Source organism: Streptomyces sp. NPDC004838, from assembly GCF_053600955.1.
In genome coordinates, this window is record NZ_JBSGAW010000032.1 from 84,726 (window position 1) to 100,627 (window position 15,902).

Annotated in this window: 13 protein-coding genes; 7 read left to right on the top strand and 6 right to left on the bottom strand. The window is 72.7% G+C overall.

Features of this window, described 5'->3' with window-relative positions; translation table 11 throughout:
* Positions 1-11 precede the first annotated feature (11 nt).
* From ACWEFL_RS29965 to ACWEFL_RS29985, 5 genes are all read right to left on the bottom strand, one after another.
* Complete coding sequence (locus tag ACWEFL_RS29965) at positions 12-848, bottom strand: nitroreductase/quinone reductase family protein (RefSeq protein ID WP_451718436.1); 837 nt, start codon at positions 846-848, stop codon at positions 12-14.
* A gap of 842 nt (positions 849-1,690) precedes the next feature.
* Positions 1,691-2,455 (bottom strand): 3-oxoadipate enol-lactonase, encoded by a 765-nt coding sequence (pcaD, locus tag ACWEFL_RS29970; RefSeq protein ID WP_451718439.1) that lies wholly within the window; start codon positions 2,453-2,455, stop codon positions 1,691-1,693.
* 299 nt (positions 2,456-2,754) lie between these two features.
* Positions 2,755-3,945: a thiolase family protein gene (locus ACWEFL_RS29975; RefSeq protein WP_451718442.1), complete on the bottom strand. Its 1,191-nt coding sequence runs from the start codon at positions 3,943-3,945 to the stop codon at positions 2,755-2,757.
* A gap of 1 nt (position 3,946) precedes the next feature.
* Positions 3,947-4,600 carry a CoA transferase subunit B gene (locus ACWEFL_RS29980; RefSeq protein WP_451718444.1) on the bottom strand — a complete coding sequence of 218 codons (654 nt, stop codon included), beginning with the start codon at positions 4,598-4,600 and terminating at the stop codon, positions 3,947-3,949.
* A complete protein-coding gene (locus tag ACWEFL_RS29985) occupies positions 4,600-5,445 on the bottom strand; it encodes a CoA transferase subunit A (protein ID WP_451718447.1) in 846 nt (281 codons plus the stop codon). Before ACWEFL_RS29985 ends, ACWEFL_RS29980 begins: the two co-directional genes overlap by 1 nt.
* 127 nt (positions 5,446-5,572) lie before the next feature.
* Between ACWEFL_RS29985 and ACWEFL_RS29990 the strand changes: the two genes are divergently transcribed.
* Positions 5,573-7,390, top strand: a complete 1,818-nt coding sequence (locus tag ACWEFL_RS29990) for an IclR family transcriptional regulator domain-containing protein (protein WP_451718474.1) — start codon at positions 5,573-5,575, stop codon at positions 7,388-7,390.
* 97 nt (positions 7,391-7,487) lie between these two features.
* Here the strand turns inward: ACWEFL_RS29990 and ACWEFL_RS29995 are convergent, their stop codons facing one another.
* On the bottom strand, positions 7,488-7,706 hold the full coding sequence (locus ACWEFL_RS29995) for a hypothetical protein (protein WP_451718450.1): 219 nt from the start codon (positions 7,704-7,706) through the stop codon (positions 7,488-7,490).
* A gap of 251 nt (positions 7,707-7,957) precedes the next feature.
* Between ACWEFL_RS29995 and ACWEFL_RS30000 the strand changes: the two genes are divergently transcribed.
* The 6 genes from ACWEFL_RS30000 (at position 7,958) to secD (ending at position 15,783) form a co-directional block, all read left to right on the top strand.
* A complete protein-coding gene (locus ACWEFL_RS30000) occupies positions 7,958-9,619 on the top strand; it encodes a serine/threonine-protein kinase (protein WP_451718453.1) in 1,662 nt (553 codons plus the stop codon).
* Positions 9,616-10,455, top strand: a complete 840-nt coding sequence (locus ACWEFL_RS30005) for a hypothetical protein (RefSeq protein ID WP_451718455.1) — start codon at positions 9,616-9,618, stop codon at positions 10,453-10,455. Before ACWEFL_RS30000 ends, ACWEFL_RS30005 begins: the two co-directional genes overlap by 4 nt.
* 118 nt (positions 10,456-10,573) lie before the next feature.
* On the top strand, positions 10,574-11,584 hold the full coding sequence (locus tag ACWEFL_RS30010; RefSeq protein WP_451718458.1) for an SPFH domain-containing protein: 1,011 nt from the start codon (positions 10,574-10,576) through the stop codon (positions 11,582-11,584).
* Positions 11,581-12,474, top strand: a complete 894-nt coding sequence (locus tag ACWEFL_RS30015; protein ID WP_451718460.1) for a hypothetical protein — start codon at positions 11,581-11,583, stop codon at positions 12,472-12,474. Before ACWEFL_RS30010 ends, ACWEFL_RS30015 begins: the two co-directional genes overlap by 4 nt.
* A gap of 393 nt (positions 12,475-12,867) precedes the next feature.
* On the top strand, positions 12,868-13,284 hold the full coding sequence (locus ACWEFL_RS30020; protein ID WP_451718462.1) for a hypothetical protein: 417 nt from the start codon (positions 12,868-12,870) through the stop codon (positions 13,282-13,284).
* 189 nt (positions 13,285-13,473) lie between these two features.
* Positions 13,474-15,783: a protein translocase subunit SecD gene (secD, locus tag ACWEFL_RS30025; protein WP_451718465.1), complete on the top strand. Its 2,310-nt coding sequence runs from the start codon at positions 13,474-13,476 to the stop codon at positions 15,781-15,783.
* Positions 15,784-15,902: the final 119 nt, after the last annotated feature.

Below are 15,902 nucleotides of genomic sequence, written 5' to 3' on the forward strand. Positions count from 1 at the left end.
CCGGGTACGGGCTACCGGTCGAACAGCGGAATCAACTGCTCCTCCTCGTACGTCAGATGGGCCTCCAGTTGATCGGCGAGCCGGTCCACCTCGGGCAGTACCTCCAGCGGGTCGGCGTCTTCGGCGGTGACGATCCGCTGGAGTTCGCCGAGGAGGGCGGCGATCTTCCGGTGCTCCTGATCCAGCCGTTCCAGGACCGGGGCGAGTTCGGGGAAACGGCTCCCGATCATGGGGAACATGGCCGCGTCCTCGCCGGTGTGGTGGTTGCGCAACCCCTGACAGAGGGTCAGACAGTTCAACCGGAGCTGGACTCCCAGGCCGGGACCCGATGCGGCGATCTCCTTGCGGATCAGGGCCACTTCCCGCCGCAGTCCGCCGTGGACCTTGGTGAGGACCTCGCCGAATCCGGTCGCTCCGGCGATGTTCGGCGGGCCTTCCGCGATCGCGGTGAGGGCGACGACGGGGATGACGCGGGTGGTCTTCGCCTGGTAGTCGGCCCAGCCGGGATCGGCCTCGACCGCGCGGGCGAACGCGCTGTCGCGCTCCTTCCCCGTCAGGACCTCGGCTTGCGCGTCGTAGGTGAAGACGCCGCTCTCGACGGTGACGCGGGGGTTGGCGAGAAGGTTGTGGTACCAGGCGGGGTGCCGGGGCGCGCCGCCCCCCGAGGCGATGACGAGGACTCGGTCTCCGCCGTCGGGAAGGTAGCCGAGGGGGGTGGTGTGCCGGGTGCCGGATCGTGCTCCGGTGGTGGTCAGCAGGAGCAGCCGGGCTCCTTCGAAGGGGCCGCCGACTTCACCGCTGTTGGCGCGGAACTCATCGATGATCTGCTGCTGGAAAGCGTCGGGCATTCGCTGCCTTCTTCCAGGGGTTCGGTGGTATGAGGGCTGTATTCGGGCATGTCGGTCTCCGCCGCGGAGATCCGGGACGCGGAGATTCAGCGGGTGGAGATTCAGTGCGGAGAGATTCAGGGCATGGGGAATCCACGGCAGGGGTGATCGAGGTGTGCGCGGATCCCGGTACAGGGAATTCGCCCCGGAGAATGCCGCGCAGGCGAAACTCGAAGACCCGGCGAATCGGGGATTCGGAGATCACGGACTCCGCGGACTCCGGTGGACCCGGATTCGGGAACGGCGAGTTCGGAGCATGGCGAGGCGGGGTCCGGAGCATGCGGAAGCACCAGCGTGCGGCACACGCGTCAGCGCAGGCATGGGACCACCGCGCGCACGGCGCGCGGAAAAGGTGTGGAGAAAAGAGGAATGGCGGGGCTCTCGCCCGCCCCGGACTCACTCCGAGGCCGGGAACCCAACTCGCTGATGGCCCAAGGCCGACCCGGCAGTCACATCGGTGATCCTAGCGGGAAGACGACGGGAGCGGCAATGCCGTTGGGAAGGCAGGCGAATCGAGGGCGGGCAATCCGGTGTGGTTCTCCGCGATTTCGACGGTATGCGGTGAGATATCCGCCGGACGGTTCTGCCGCGCCGACTGGGCGGGGCGGCCGAATGGGAAGCCGCCGGGGCCTCGTTCTCCGCTCGGATCGCCGCCCCGGTCACCACTCGGGTCGGCGCTCCTCGTCCGCGACGGCGAAGGCGGAGTCGGCGGCGGGGGACCCCGCGGTGGACCGCGCTTCCGCGCGCCGCCGAGTACCTCGCCGCGTACCGCCCCGTACCGCCCCGTACCGCCGTACCGCGTTCTACCGCCCGGTGCCGAAGTGGGCCGTCAGCTCGTCGAACACGGCCTTCGGCCGCTCGACGTTGGCGAGGTGGGCGGCTCGGGGCAGTTCGACGAGGTGTGCGTCGCGGATGCCGTCGGCCAGTGCGCGTGCGTGGGGCGGCGGGGTGGCCTTGTCGTCGCGGCCGGCGACGACGAGCGTGGGCGCGGTGACACGGGCCAGGTCGGGACGGAGATCGGTGGCGGCGAGTGCTTCGCAGCAGGCCGCGTACGCCTCGGGGTCGACGGCCGCCTGATCGGCGCGCAGTCGGTCCGCCGCCGGGTCGCCGGAGGCCGCGAAGGCGGGGGTGAACCAGCGGGCGGGCGCGGTTTCGGCCAGTGGGCCGGGGCCCTTCCTCCGTACCAGTTCGGCCCGTTCCAGCCAGGGGCCCGGCTCTCCGAAGCGGGCCGATGTGCAGAGGAGGGCGAGCGAGGTGATCCGGTCGGGGCGGTGTGCCGCCAGCCACGTGCCGATCGCGCCGCCGAGGGAGATCCCCGCGTACGCGAAGGTGTCGTGGCCCAGGGAGTCGGCGAGTTCGAGCACCAGCTCACCGAGACCGTCGAGAGTCGTGGGGTGCGGCCGCCCGGCCGAGCCGCCGTGGCCGGGGAGGTCCCAGCGGACGACCCGGTGGCGACGGGCGAGCGCGGCCGCCTGCGGCTCCCAGACGGCGAGTGAGGTGCCCAGGGAAGGGCCGAGGTAGAGCGGTGGCCCGTCGAGGGGGCCTTCGGCACGGTGGTGGAGAGTCATCGCTGATCCTGGTGAGGGCCGCGCATGAGAGCACGGTCGGTGAGGCCGGCGTCGGAGCGCCGGACGTCCGAGAGGGGCGTTGTGTTCACGCGGTATGTCGTCGGCCCTGAAGCCCGCGCCCGGGGACCGGGGACCGGGGACGAAGCCACGGTCCGGGGCGCGGCGGCGGGATGCCAAAGTGCGCGAGAGCCTTGGGCGCGGCTTCCCGGGCGGCGTCCCAGGCGGCTTCGTGCGCGGTGGCTGTTTCCGCTCTGCCCCGGCGCCGGGTGGGTTCCGGTCCCCGGGCGACGGTCTTGGGGTCACTTCTCCAGTACGAGGGCGAGTCCCTGGCCGACGCCGATGCAGAGCGCGGCGATTCCGGTTCCGGAGCCCGCCGCGGCGAGCTGGTGGGCGACGGCTCCGGTGATCCGCGCGCCCGACGCGCCGAGCGGATGGCCGAGGGAGATCGCCCCGCCGCGCGGGTTGACGACGGCCGGGTCGAGTCCGGGCCACTGACCGGCACAGGCGAGGGCCTGGGCGGCGAACGCCTCGTTGAGTTCGAAGGTCAGCAGATCGCCGACGTCCCGCCCGGCCTTCTTGAGCGCGCGACGGACGGCTTCGACGGGACCCGCGCCGAAGTACTGCGGTTCGATGCCGGTCACGGCGGTCGCGCCGATGCGGGCCAGTGGTTCGCGCCCGGTGGCGCGCAGGCCGTCCTCGTCGGTGAGCAGCAGTGCGGCCGCGCCGTCGTTGAGCGGTGAGGAGTTGCCCGCCGTGACGGTTCCGCCCTCGCGGAAGACGGGCTTCAACTTGGCGAGGGCCTCGATCGAGGTGTTGTCTCGGATGCACTCGTCGCGTGCCAGGTCCACGCCGTCGACCGGGACGACTTCGGCGTCGTACAGTCCGGCCTCCCAGGCGCGGGCCGCCTTGTGATGGCTGTCGAGGGCGAACGCGTCCTGCGCCTCGCGGCCGATGCCGTACCGGTCGGCGACGAGTTCGGCGCCTTCGCCGAGTGCGACGGTCCACTCCTCGGGCATACGGGGGTTGACCATCCGCCAGCCGAGCGTGGTGGAGTACATCTGCTGGTGCCCGGCGGGGAAGCCGCGTCCGGGCTTGGGAACGACCCAGGGCGCGCGGCTCATGGACTCGACGCCGCCCGCGACCGCGATCGAGGCGTCGCCGACGGCGATGGCCCGGGCCGCCTGGACGACCGCCTCCATTCCGGAGCCGCAGAGCCGGTTGACGGTGGTGCCGGGGACGGTGACGGGGAGTCCGGCGAGCAGCACGGCCATGCGCGCCACATCGCGGTTCTCCTCCCCCGCTCCGTTGGCGTTGCCGAAGAAGACGTCGTCGACACGGGCCGGGTCGAGCTCCGGCGTACGCGTCATGAGCGCGCTCAGCACTCCGGCGGCGAGATCGTCGGGCCGTACGCCGGACAGCGCCCCGCCGTACTTGCCAATGGGCGTGCGGACGGCGTCGACGACATACACGTCGCGCAGACGGTCGGTCATGTCAGGCTCCTTGCGGTACGGGAACGGGGACGACGACGGGTGCGGCCGTTCTGGCCCGTACCTCGTCCGGGGTGACGCCGGGCGCGGTCTCGACCAGGACCAGTCGGCCGTCGGTGATGTCGAGGACGGCGAGGTCGGTGATGACGCGGTGCACGCAGGCCCGACCGGTGAGCGGGAGGGTGCACTCCTGGAGGATCTTCGGGGAGCCGTCCTTGGCGTTGTGGGTGGTCAGGACGATCACCCGGCGGACTCCGTGGACGAGGTCCATGGCCCCTCCCATGCCCTTGACGAGTCTGCCGGGGACGGACCAGTTGGCGAGATCGCCGGTGGCCGAGACCTGCATGGCACCTAGGACCGCCGTGTCGATGTGCCCTCCGCGGATCATGCCGAAGGAGAGCGAGGAGTCGAAGTAGGCGGCTCCGGGCCGTACGGTGACGGTCTCCTTGCCCGCGTTGATGAGATCGGGGTCGACGTCGGCGTCGGCGGGGTAGGGGCCGACGCCGAGGATGCCGTTCTCCGAGTGGAGCACCACGTCCACGCCGTCGGGGAGGAAGCCGGGCACCAGCGTGGGCAGCCCGATGCCGAGGTTCACATAGGAACCGTCGGTGAGTTCGGCGGCGGCGCGGGCCGCCATCTCGTCGCGTGTCCAGGGCATCAGACTCGTACCGTCCTGTTCTCGGCTTGCGTCGCACTGTTCCCGGCCGCACTGTCACCGGCTCGCGTCGCACTGTTCCCGGCTCGCGCCGCGTCGTCCGCGGCCCGTACCGTCCGCTTCTCGATGGGCTTGTCGGCGGCCTGGGCGGGGGTGAGGAGAACGACGCGCTGGACGAACACGCCGGGCAGATGCACAGTGTCCGGGTCGAGTTCGCCGGGCTCGACGAGTTCCTCGACCTCGGCGACGGTGATCCGGCCCGCCATCGCGGCGAGCGGGTTGAAGTTCCGGGACGCCTTGTTGAAGACGAGGTTGCCGAGGCGGTCGCCCTTCGCCGCCCGTACGAGCGCGAAGTCCGTGGTGATGGCGTGTTCCAGGACGTGGTCGAGTCCGCCGAAAGCGCGGATCTCCTTGGCGGGGCTGAGCAGCGGCTGCTCGCCGTAGCGGCGGGGCAGTCCGCCGTCGGCGACCTGGGTGCCGACGCCGGCCGGGGTGAAGAAGGCGGGGATGCCGCAGCCGCCCGCGCGCAGTCGTTCGGCCAGGGTGCCCTGGGGGACGAGTTCGACCTCGAGTTCACCGGCGAGGTACTGGCGAGCGAACTCCTTGTTCTCTCCGATGTACGAGCCGGTGACGCGGGCGATACGGCCCGCCGCCAGCAGGGTGCCGAGCCCCGCGCCGTCCACTCCGCAGTTGTTGGAGACCACATGGAACCCGCCGGTGCCGCGGGCGAAGAGCGCCTCGATCAGGGTGCTCGGCACGCCGCTCAGCCCGAACCCGCCGACGGCGAGCGAGGCGCCGTCCCCGATGTCCGCGACCGCCTCGGCGGCACTGCGACTGACTTTATCCATGAAAAGGTTCCTTCTGTTCGCCAGATGAACTACAGTTCATTTCTGTCTGCGGCGAGTGTGCGTTTATCCGGCACCCGATGTCAACGTCAGCGAGGAACAGCGCGGCATGATCCGTACGGAGGGGCCGATGGCCGTCCCGACAGCGTCCGACGACCCACACCGGAACCGGGAACCCCGAACGGGCACCTCTCCGGAACCGGAACCAGGGCCGAGGCCGGGAACGGAACCGGGAACGGGGACGGGGACGGCACAGGGCCGAAGCCCGGACCGGGATACGAGCCCGGTTCCGGCGTCGGCCCTCGCGGCCGCGCCCGCCGAGGCCGTGGGGCCGCTGACGCGCGGTGTGTCGGTGCTCCGCGCCGTCACGGAGGCGGACGGACGCGCGGCGGTCAGCGATCTCGTACGCGCCACCGGCCTCGCCCGCTCCACCGTCGACCGGATCGCCGCCACCCTCGCGCGGATGGGCTATCTGCGGCTGGACGGCCACACCGCCGTCCTCGCCCCCCGACTGATGGAGCTGGGCAACGCCTATCTGGCCGCCATCCGGCTGCCGAGCCTGCTGGGCCCGCTCGCGGAGCGCCTCGCGGACGATCTGGACGAGTCGGTATCGCTGGCCGTGCCGGACGGCGACGGCATCCGTTTCGTCCACCAGACCACCCGGCGGCGCTCCATGTCGGTGGCCTTCCGTGTCGGCGATCTGCTGCCCGCCGAACGCACCGCACAGGGAATGGTGTTCGCCGCCCGGTGGAGTGCGGCGGAGTGGGCCCGGTGGCGGGCGCGGCGGGACACCGACCCCGCCGGCCGGGCGTCGTCTCCCGGCCGGGCGTCGTCGTCACCGACGCACGCCGACGGCCCTTCGTTCGAGGAACTCGCGGCCGGGGCCGCCGAGCGGGGCTGGGCCGTGGACGATCAGCTGATCGAACCCGGGCTCGTCGCCGTCGCGCTGCCGGTGCGCGGCCCGGACGGCCAGGTGGTCTGCGCGGTGAGCGTGGCCAGCCACACCAGCCGGCACAGCGCCGGCTCACTGCCGGAGTCCCTGCTGCCACGGGCGCGGGAGGCGGTGGGCGCGATGGAGCGACGGCTGCGCGAACCCGGCCGGCCGGCCGGACCGGAGCCCGTACGGGGACGCGCGGACTGGACCGGCGCGTCGAAGCAGGAGCTGGGCGCCGAGTTCGTCGAGTCCCTGGCCCGAGGGCTGACCGTGATCACCGTCTTCGGCGACGGGCACGCGGAACTCACCCTCTCGGCCGTCGCGGAGGCGACCGGCCTCGCCCGCGCCACCGCCCGCCGTGCCCTGATCACCCTGGAACATCTCGGCTACGTCGCCGCCCGGGGCCGGTCCTTCCGTCTCACGCCCAGGGTGCTGGGGCTCGGCTGTCCGCCGCTGTCACGCACCACGCTCGCCGAGATCGCCTCGCCGCATCTGGCCGCTCTCGTCCGGCGGGTGCACGATTCGGCGTCCATGGCGGTCCTCGAAGGCGACGACATCCAGTACACGGCGCGGATGGCCACCGGCCGCATCATGAGCGTCGACATCCGGATCGGAACCCGTTTCCCGGCATACGCGACGTCCATGGGCCGCGTCCTGCTGGCCGGGCTCCCGGCCGGGCCGCGTGCGGACCGACTGGCCCGTACCGAACCGCGCGCGCTGACCCCGAAGTCCGTCACCACCCGGCCGGAGCTCGAAGCGATCCTCGACCGAGTGGCGCGGGAGGACTACGCCCTGGTCGACGAGGAGTTGGAGGAGGGGCTGCGCTCGCTCGCCGTACCCGTGCGCGATCTCGCCGGGCACACGGTCGCCGCGGTCAATGTCGCCATGCACAGCAGCAGACGCACGCCGGAGCAGTCTCTGACGGAGGTGCTGCCCGAACTGCGCGCGGCGGCGGCGGGCATCGAGGCGGATCTGCATGTCGCCGGGCGCTTCTCCCGGATTCCGCCGGTCTGAACGCACCGGAGCGCGTCCGCCGGGAACCCGCCGGACGCGCTCCGCCCGATTCCGGCCGCCCGCCTCTGGGACCAGGCCGGGTCCGGGGCACCGCGGTTCAGGGACGGGGCCAGTCGTCCACGCCGCCGCCGCGCCACTCGATCAGATCCAGGTCGACGAGGTCGATCACCTCGTCGCGGGTGCCGAGGCCCTTGCGGAGGAGCTCGGCCAGTTCGCCCCGCCCGTGGGCGAGACCGGCGATCCGGCCGTTGATGGTCACCCTGCGCCCGCCGCCGGGCGACGGCGGGTGGACGATGACCAGCGGGTGTGCGGGCATGCCTCCACCGTGCCTCGGGACGCGGCCGGACGCATCCCCGGCGCATCGGAGAGTCCTCTGCGCCCGGCTTTCGCCGCCGCGTCCTCCACGGCCGCCGTGCCGGACCGCCGAGTCCGGCCGCGGGCGCGGCGCAGCGGCACGTCGCCCGCTCGGGGAACCGCGGAGCGGTGATTCGTGTCTGCGCTGAGGAGAGCCGGTGGGGTGCCGTGCGGCCGGAACGCGCACGGGCGGGGGACGCCAGGGGGGGCGGCATGAACACATGGGCGGTGCCCGGTTACACGGAGTCGCGGGAGCTGGGTTCGGGAGCGAGTGGACGGGTCGTGCTGGCCGTCCATGACGCGACCGGCGTCCCGGTGGCGATCAAGTACCTCAGCGGGAGAATGCGGTCGGACGCCGCTTTCGTACAGGAGTTCCGGGCCGAGGCCCGTCTGCTCGGCGGACTCGACTCGCCGCATGTGGTGCGTCTGTACGAGTACGTCGAGGCGCCGGACGGCGCGGCCATCGTGATGGAGCTGGTCGACGGGGTCGCGCTGCGCGCACTGCTCCGGCGGGAGGGTGCCACCGGTCCCGAGGCGGCGCTGGTGGTCCTCAAGGGCTCCCTGCTCGGGCTGGCCGCCGCGCACCGGGCGGGTGTGGTGCACCGCGACTACAAGCCGGAGAACGTGCTGGTCGCGGCGGACGGTTCGTCCAAACTCGTCGACTTCGGCATCGCCGCGGGCCGCGGCACCACACCGGGGGTGGCCGGCACCCCGGCGTACATGGCGCCGGAGCAGTGGAACGGGGAGCCCGCCTCGCCCGCCGCCGACGTGTACGCGGCGACGGCGACGTTCTACGAGTGTCTGACCGGGCGCAAACCGTACGACGGGGAGAACTTCGCCGAACTGGCGCTCCAGCACATCGACGCTCCGGTACCTGACCACGACGCACCGGAACCGGTGCGTCCGCTGATCCGGCGTGGACTGGCGAAGTCCCCGGAGGACCGTCCGGCGAACGCTGCGGTGTTCGTGGCCGAGCTGGAGGAGGCCGCCGGAACCGCGTACGGACCGGAGTGGGAGGAGCGCGGGCAGCGCAGGCTCGCCGCCCTGGCGGCTCTGCTGCCGCTGCTGTTCCCTTCGGCGGGGGCCGGGGCCGCCGGAACGGCCGATGTGGCGACCACGACGATCGGCGGAGGCTGGAGCGATGTCTGGAAGCCGGGGCTCAAGGGGGTGCTGACGGCTCTGGCCGCGCTGATCGTCGCCGGGGCGGTCGCCGTCGGCGCCGCCGTGGAGCAGGGCGGCCCCGTGCGGACGAGCGCCCAGAGTCTCGCCACCACGAGCGCGGACCCGGGTGCTCCGCTCCCGCGGCGGTCCACCGATCCGGCGACCCCGTCGGCTTCCTCCTCGAAGTCGTCGTCGCCGTCCGAGAGCGCGTCGGACGGCGACGACGGCACCATCACGCCCACACCGTCCTCCCCCGGCACTCCCTCGTCCCCGCGGACGACCGATCCGACGACGTCCCCGCCTCCGCCCAGGCCGAAACCGCCCGCGCCGCCCAAGCCTCCCCCGCCGCCTGCGCCGCCCGCGACCAAGGTGCGCTCCGTGTACGTCTCGACGCCCACGGTGAGCGAAGGGACGGCGACAGCGGCAGCGGTAGCGACGGCAACAGCAACAGCGACGGCGACCGTCAGCGTGACCACGGACGGGACGAGACCGGTCACCATCGTGGTGTCCTGGTCCAGGAGCCGCGAGAAGGACGGTCCGGACATACCGTCCGGCACGTACACCTACCGGCACAGCGGCGCGACACAGTACTCCTTCCCCGTCTCGCACACCTTCCCCGGAGACGCCTGCTGGTGGACCGTGCGGGCCACCACGGATCCGGCAGCCGAGAACGGCGGTTCCACACAGCAGATCGACAGCTGCGTGATCCTGTGAACGATCCACGCGTCCCGCACGATCACGACTACGGCCGAACGCCGGAGGACACCACCGCGCGCCTGTCCGACGCCGTCCCGGACGCGGCTCCCGAGACCGGACCGCTCGTCGGCCCACGGGTCGGCCCGGAAGCGGGACCGGCGTTCGGACCGGAAACCGGGGAAGGCGGGTACAGCGCGACCGCTCTCGGCAGTCACTGGTTCGACCGGCCGGAGCGGCGGCACCCTTCCGGGAACCGGGCGCGTGCGGCGGGCGACACCGCGCATGCGCCGGGCGGCGGGCGCGCGGCGGTGGTCCCCGACCGGGTGGAGGGAGAGGTCCTGCGGTTCGGTCCGGGTGTGACCGCGCTCGCCGGAGGCGGCCGTACGCCCCGTCACACCACCGCCGAGATCTGGCACGGCACCCTGGCCGGACACCCCGACGCGTCCCCGCGGCCCCCGCGCCGCCGCGGACTGCGCCGGTACACCCTGGCCGCCGTCGTCCTGGTCTTCGTGACCGCCTTTCTGCTCTGGCAGCGTCACGGTCCCGGCATCGCCGTGGAGAAGGTCGCCGTCAGCACCACCTCCGGGGCGCTCGGGTGCGACAGCACGGCCGACATCGTGGGTGTGGTGGACACCAACGGGCGGGCCGGCACCCTCGTCTACCGCTGGCTGCGCAGCGACGGCACCACGTCGGGCCGACTGCGCGAAGAACTGACTCATGGTCAGAAGCAGGCGCGGCTGCATCTGTTGTGGACGTTCCGGGGATCCGGCCGGTCCGAGGCGAGCGCGGAGCTGGAGATCGTCTCACCGTCGTCGCACCGGGCCTTCACCCGGTTCGCCTATCGGTGCGCGTAAGGAGACCGGAACACGACCGGGGTCGCCCACCGATCACCGATCCCCAATTTCGTCACCTTGACGATAAGCGGGGATCTCTCTACCGTCGAGGAAAGAGAGGAAAGAAAAGAGGTCCGGCATGGCCGACATCATCAGGCGCTTCGGCTGGCGCCATCTCCGTTCAGCCCCCACCGCGCACATACGCCACCATCAGCGCGGCCGACTCGCCCACGACGGACCGGGCCTGAGCTTCTGGTTCCGTGCGCTGACCGCCGCCGTGTGCGAGGTCCCGGTCGACGACCGGGAGGAGTCCATGGCGTTCCACGCCCGTACGTCCGATTTCCAGGACGTGACCGTGCAGGCGACCGTGACCTACCGGATCGGCGACCCCGCCGTGGCCGCGGCGCGGCTCGACTTCTCCATCGATCCCAACACCGGCGTCTGGCGCGGCGCGCCCCTGAAGCAGATCTCCACCCTGCTCGCGGAGACCGCCCAGCAGCACGCGCTCGACGTGCTGGCCCGTACGCCGCTGGCCGCCGCCCTCGTGGACGGTGTCGCGGCCGTACGCGAGCGGATCGACGGCGGACTCGCGGCCGAGCCCCGGCTGGGCGCCACCGGAATCGCCGTGGTGGCCGTGCGGGTGGTCGCGATCCGCCCCGAGCCGGAGGTCGAGCGGGCGCTGCGCACCCCGGCGCGCGAGCAGATCCAGCAGGAGGCGGACCGGGCGACCTACGAGCGGCGGGCGGTGGCCGTGGAGCGGGAGCGCGCGATCGCCGAGAACGAGCTGGCCAACAGGATCGAACTGGCCCGTCAGGAGGAACAGCTCGTCGAGCAGCACGGCACCAACGCCCGCCGTGAGGCGGAGGAGCAGGCGGCGGCCGACGGTGTACGGGCCGAGGCGGAGGCCGCGCGGACGGTGCGGCTCGCCAGGGCGGAGGCGGAGGCCGCCCGCGAGGTCGGCGAGGCTCGGGCCGAGGCCCAGGCCGCCTGGCTGCGGGTGCACGGCGAGGTGGAGCCGGCGACGCTCCACGCGCTGACCGGATCCCGGCTCGCCGAGAATCTGCCGCGTATCGACAGCGTCACCGTGTCGCCGGACGTCCTGACGGGGCTGCTCGCCCGGCTCGGCGGTTCGCGGGGTGAGCCGGCGTGAGTCTCGCGCCACGGGCGGTGCTCGTGCACCGGACGAGTGAGTACGAGGAGTTGCTCGCCCGGCACGGTACGCACGGCCAGGCGGGCTTCTTCCTCTCCTCGCGAGGCCGGAGCGTCGACGAGGTCGCGGAGCGCCACCGGCGCGCTCGGCTCGCGCTGACCGAGGCGGCGGCGGCCGTACCGCTGAACTGGCGCCAGGCGCGGGTGGAGCGCTCGGATCTGGACCGTTTCCTCTTCGGTCCCGAGGACGTGGTCGTCGTGGTCGGCGCGGACGGGCTGGTGGCCAACACGGCGAAGTATCTGTCGGGGCAGCCGGTGGTGGGGATCGACGCCGAACCGGGCCGGGGCCTCGGCGTGCTGGTACGCCACCGGGCGCGGGACACGGCCCGGCTGCTGGCCGCCGCGGTGGCCGGCGGTCCCGTGTTCGACGAACTCACCATGGTGGAGGCCGTCGCCGACGACACCGAGCGGCTGCGCGCGCTCAACGAGATCTATCTGGGCGGGGCGGGCCACCAGAGCGCCCGCTACCGGCTGACGCCCGCCAGCGGCGACTCGGAGGCGCAGGCGTCCTCCGGGGTTCTGGTCGGGACCGGGACGGGTGCGACCGGATGGCTGCGGTCGCTGTGGCAGGAGCGGTCGAGCGGCCTGGCACTGCCCGGCCCGGTCGACCCCCGGCTCGTCTGGTTCGTACGGGAGGCGTGGCCCTCCCCCGACACCGGCACCCGGCTGGTCGAGGGCACGCTCGATCCGGGGGAGGAACTGCGGCTCGCCGTCGAGTCGGACCGGCTGGTGGCCTTCGGGGACGGCGTCGAGAGCGACGCGCTGGAGCTGACCTGGGGACAGACGGTCCGCCTCGGCATCGCCGACACACGCCTCCGCCTCCTGATCTGACGAGGCTCCGGCGGACTCGGCTCCCGCCGGACCGGCGAAGGCCGGTGCTTCCCCGCCGTACGTGATCCTCCTGCCGCACGGGACCCCCCGCCGCACGGGATCCTCCTGCCGCACGTGGTCCCCTGCCGTAGAGGAATCACGGTGCCGCCGTAGGGGATCACTGGCCCTCTCATGGCCCCGCCCCCGCGAACCCGTGTCGCGGACCATGCCCGCCGCCACACCCCGCTCACCTGGCCCGACGCCCCTTTCCGAGACTCCGGTCCGCCCACTCGTCGGTCTTTCCACAGTTCCCGAACGGCGACCGTGGCCCCCGACCGCCCTTCCGTCGCCTACGCTGTGACGGCGCGGTCGGCGCGGAAATCGGTGACGAGAGTGCGGCAAGGGAGGAGACAGGTGCGACAGCGCGTACGTCTCCTCGCCGCGACCACTCTCCCGGCCCTGCTGCTGGGCGTCTGGGTCACCCTCGTGGTCCTCGTGGGAGCGGCACCCTCGTCCGGCGGCTCCGTGACCACCGGCCCGGTGAATGTGACACCGGCCTCCCCGGCCCGTGCCGAGGGTCTCCAGCGCGGCACGTCCGTACGCCCCGAGACACGGCGTGCCCCGGCCGCCGCCGTACAGGAGACGGTGGCCGCCGACACTGTCAGCCGCCCGTCCGCCGCGCCGCCCGCTTCCGCGGGAACGACGGCCTTCGTGTACCGGCGGCCGCTGCTGCGCGGTGAGGCGGTGGGGCCCCGGCAGGAGCGTGCCCCGCCCCACCATCCGTACAGCCCCCGCAGCACCCGCGCACCTCCCTCCACCCGGAGCAGCTGACGTTCACAGGCGTCCGCCGTCCCGGTCTCCGGCATGCCACGGGACCTCGACGGCAGCGGCGCACTCTGCCCCCGCGTGTGCCGTGTGGCGGCGCGTCCCCTGTGTCCTCACAGGGTGTGCCCACACGTCCCGCGTGACCTCCCTGTCCCGCGGACGCCCTGCGTTCCGCGTGCTGCCCGTGGAGTACTCATGTCTTCTCGTGCCACGTCCTCCCGTGCCACGTTCTGGCGAGCGCTGGCCGCGCTCGCCGTCGTCGGTGTATCCCTGTTCGTCGCCCTGACCACCGCGCCGCGCCTCGGGCTCGATCTGCGCGGCGGCACCCGAATCGTCCTGGAGACCAAGGACTCCCCCACCGTGAAGGCCGACGCCGCCGCCACGGACCGGGCGCTGGAAGTGCTGCGACAGCGCGTGGACGCGCTCGGGGTGTCCGAGCCGTCGCTCGCCCGCTCCGGGGAGCGGCGCATCGTCGTCGAGCTGCCCGGTGTGCAGGACCCGCGCGAGGCGGCCGAGGTCATCGGCCGTACCGCGCAGCTCACCTTCCATCCCGTACGGCAGGCGACCGCGGGACCGCAGACCGCGCCCGCCGCGGACGGTTCACGGGTGCTGCCGGACCCCGACGCGCCGGGGAGCTTCCTCCAGCTCGCCCCGACCGCGCTGACCGGGGACGGCGTCAAGGACGCCGAAGCCGTGTTCGACGGGCAGACGGGAAGCGGCTGGACCGTCGATCTCTCCTTCCGCGGTGCGGCGGGCAAGGACTGGGCCCGGATCACGGGCGAGGCGGCCTGTGCCGCTCCCGGTGATCCCGCCCGCCGGGTGGCGATCGTTCTCGACGACAAGATCGTGTCCGCGCCCGGCATGCAGGATTCCGTACAGTGCGGAGCGGGCATCACCGGTGGTTCGGCGCAGATCACCGGTGGGTTCAGCGGGCCGGAGGCCCGTGATCTGGCCGCGCTGGTGAAGGGCGGAGCCCTTCCGGTGCCGGTGACGGCCGTCGAGCAGAGCACCGTGGGCCCGACCCTCGGCGCGGACGCGATCAGGGCGAGCGCGACGGCCGCGGTGATCGGCCTGGTCTGCACCGGACTGTTCATCATCTTCGTCTACCGGCTGCTGGGAGCGCTCGCCACGATCGCGCTGGCGCTGTACGGACTGATCTCGTACGCCGCCGTCGTCGCGCTCGGAGCGACACTGACCCTCCCCGGGCTGGCGGGGTTCGTCCTCGCCATCGGCATCGCCGTCGACGCGAACGTGCTCGTCTTCGAGCGGGCGCGGGAGGAGTACGTACGCCCCGGCGCGCGCAACTCCGATCTGCGCCGCCCGCTGAAGATCGGCTTCAGCAAGGCGTGGAGCGCGATCACCGACTCCCATGTGACGACGCTGCTCGCCGCCGGTCTGCTGTTCGTCTTCGCCATCGGGCCGGTCAAGGGCTTCGGCGTGACCCTCGCCATCGGTGTACTGGCGTCGCTGATCTCGGCGATGGTCATCACCCGGCTCCTCGCCGACTGGGCGGTCAAGCGCAGCTATGTGCGGCGGCGTCCGGCGGTGACCGGCATCACCACCAAGGGGCGGCTGCGGACACGGCTGGAGAGCCGTCCGCCCCGGCTGATGAAGAACCGGAAGCGCTGGCTCGCGATCTGCGGCGGACTGCTGCTGTTCGCGCTCGCCGGAATCGGGGTGCGCGGCCTGGAGTTCGGGGTCGAGTTCACAGGCGGCCGTTCGGTTCAGTACGCCACCGAGCGGACCATCGACGCGGACACCGCGCGCCAGGCCGTCGCGGACGCCGGATTCCCGCGCGCCGTCGTCCAGACCTCCGGCGACAGCGACATCACCGTACGGACCGGGGACCTGTCCAATGAGGAGCAGGAGAAGATCCGTGCGTCGCTGGGAGAGGTCGCGGGGAAGGCGACCGTCGAACGGGACGAGCTGATCGGGCCGAGCCTCGGCAACGAACTGCGTTCGCAGGCGCTGATCGCGCTGGCCGTGGCGGTGGCCGCGCAGCTCGCGTATCTGACGATCCGGTTCCGCTGGACCTTCGCGGCGTCGGCGGTCGCCGCCATGGTGCAGGACGTGCTGCTGGTGGTCGGCCTGTTCGCCTGGCTGGGGAAGCCGGTGGACAGCGTGTTCCTGGCGGCCCTGCTGACCGTCGTCGGCTACTCCGTCAACGACACGGTCGTGGTTCTCGACCGGCTGCGGGAGCTGCGCCGCGCGGCACCGCGCGGGGCCTGGCCGGATCTCGCGGACAAGGCGGTCGCGCAGACGCTGCCGCGCACGGTCAACACGGGCATGGGCGCGCTGTTCGTGCTGATCGCGCTCGCCGTGCTCGGCGGGGACTCGCTGACCGACTTCTCGATCGCGCTGCTGGCGGGTGTCATCTTCGGAATCGCGTCCACGGTGTTCACGGCGATGCCGCTGGCGGTGATCCTCCAGATGCGCCGCCCGGAGAAGCCGGGTTCCCGGCCCGTCCGCGCCAAGAGCCGGGACGGGTCGGGCGCGGTGGTCTGAGGGGGAGCCGGTCCGGACGGACCGGCCTCCCGAGGTCCTGCCGGGTGAGGTGGGGCCGCGCCGGGCCCGTGGCAAGCCCGTGTCCGTCAGCCGCGCCCGCCGGCCCACCTCCGACGGAC

Bases quoted from the DNA above. Each gene is read 5' to 3' on its own strand.
- pcaD (WP_451718439.1), bottom strand. From the start codon at position 2,455: ATGACTCTCCACCACCGTGCCGAAGGCCCCCTCGACGGGCCACCGCTC.
- ACWEFL_RS30010 (WP_451718458.1), top strand. From the start codon at position 10,574: ATGGCCGACATCATCAGGCGCTTCGGCTGGCGCCATCTCCGTTCAGCC.
- ACWEFL_RS29980 (WP_451718444.1), bottom strand. From the start codon at position 4,600: ATGCCCTGGACACGCGACGAGATGGCGGCCCGCGCCGCCGCCGAACTC.
- ACWEFL_RS29990 (WP_451718474.1), top strand. From the start codon at position 5,573: ATGGCCGTCCCGACAGCGTCCGACGACCCACACCGGAACCGGGAACCC.
- ACWEFL_RS30000 (WP_451718453.1), top strand. From the start codon at position 7,958: ATGAACACATGGGCGGTGCCCGGTTACACGGAGTCGCGGGAGCTGGGT.
- ACWEFL_RS29995 (WP_451718450.1), bottom strand. From the start codon at position 7,706: ATGCCCGCACACCCGCTGGTCATCGTCCACCCGCCGTCGCCCGGCGGC.
- ACWEFL_RS29975 (WP_451718442.1), bottom strand. From the start codon at position 3,945: ATGACCGACCGTCTGCGCGACGTGTATGTCGTCGACGCCGTCCGCACG.
- ACWEFL_RS29965 (WP_451718436.1), bottom strand. From the start codon at position 848: ATGCCCGACGCTTTCCAGCAGCAGATCATCGATGAGTTCCGCGCCAAC.
- secD (WP_451718465.1), top strand. From the start codon at position 13,474: ATGTCTTCTCGTGCCACGTCCTCCCGTGCCACGTTCTGGCGAGCGCTG.
- ACWEFL_RS29985 (WP_451718447.1), bottom strand. From the start codon at position 5,445: ATGGATAAAGTCAGTCGCAGTGCCGCCGAGGCGGTCGCGGACATCGGG.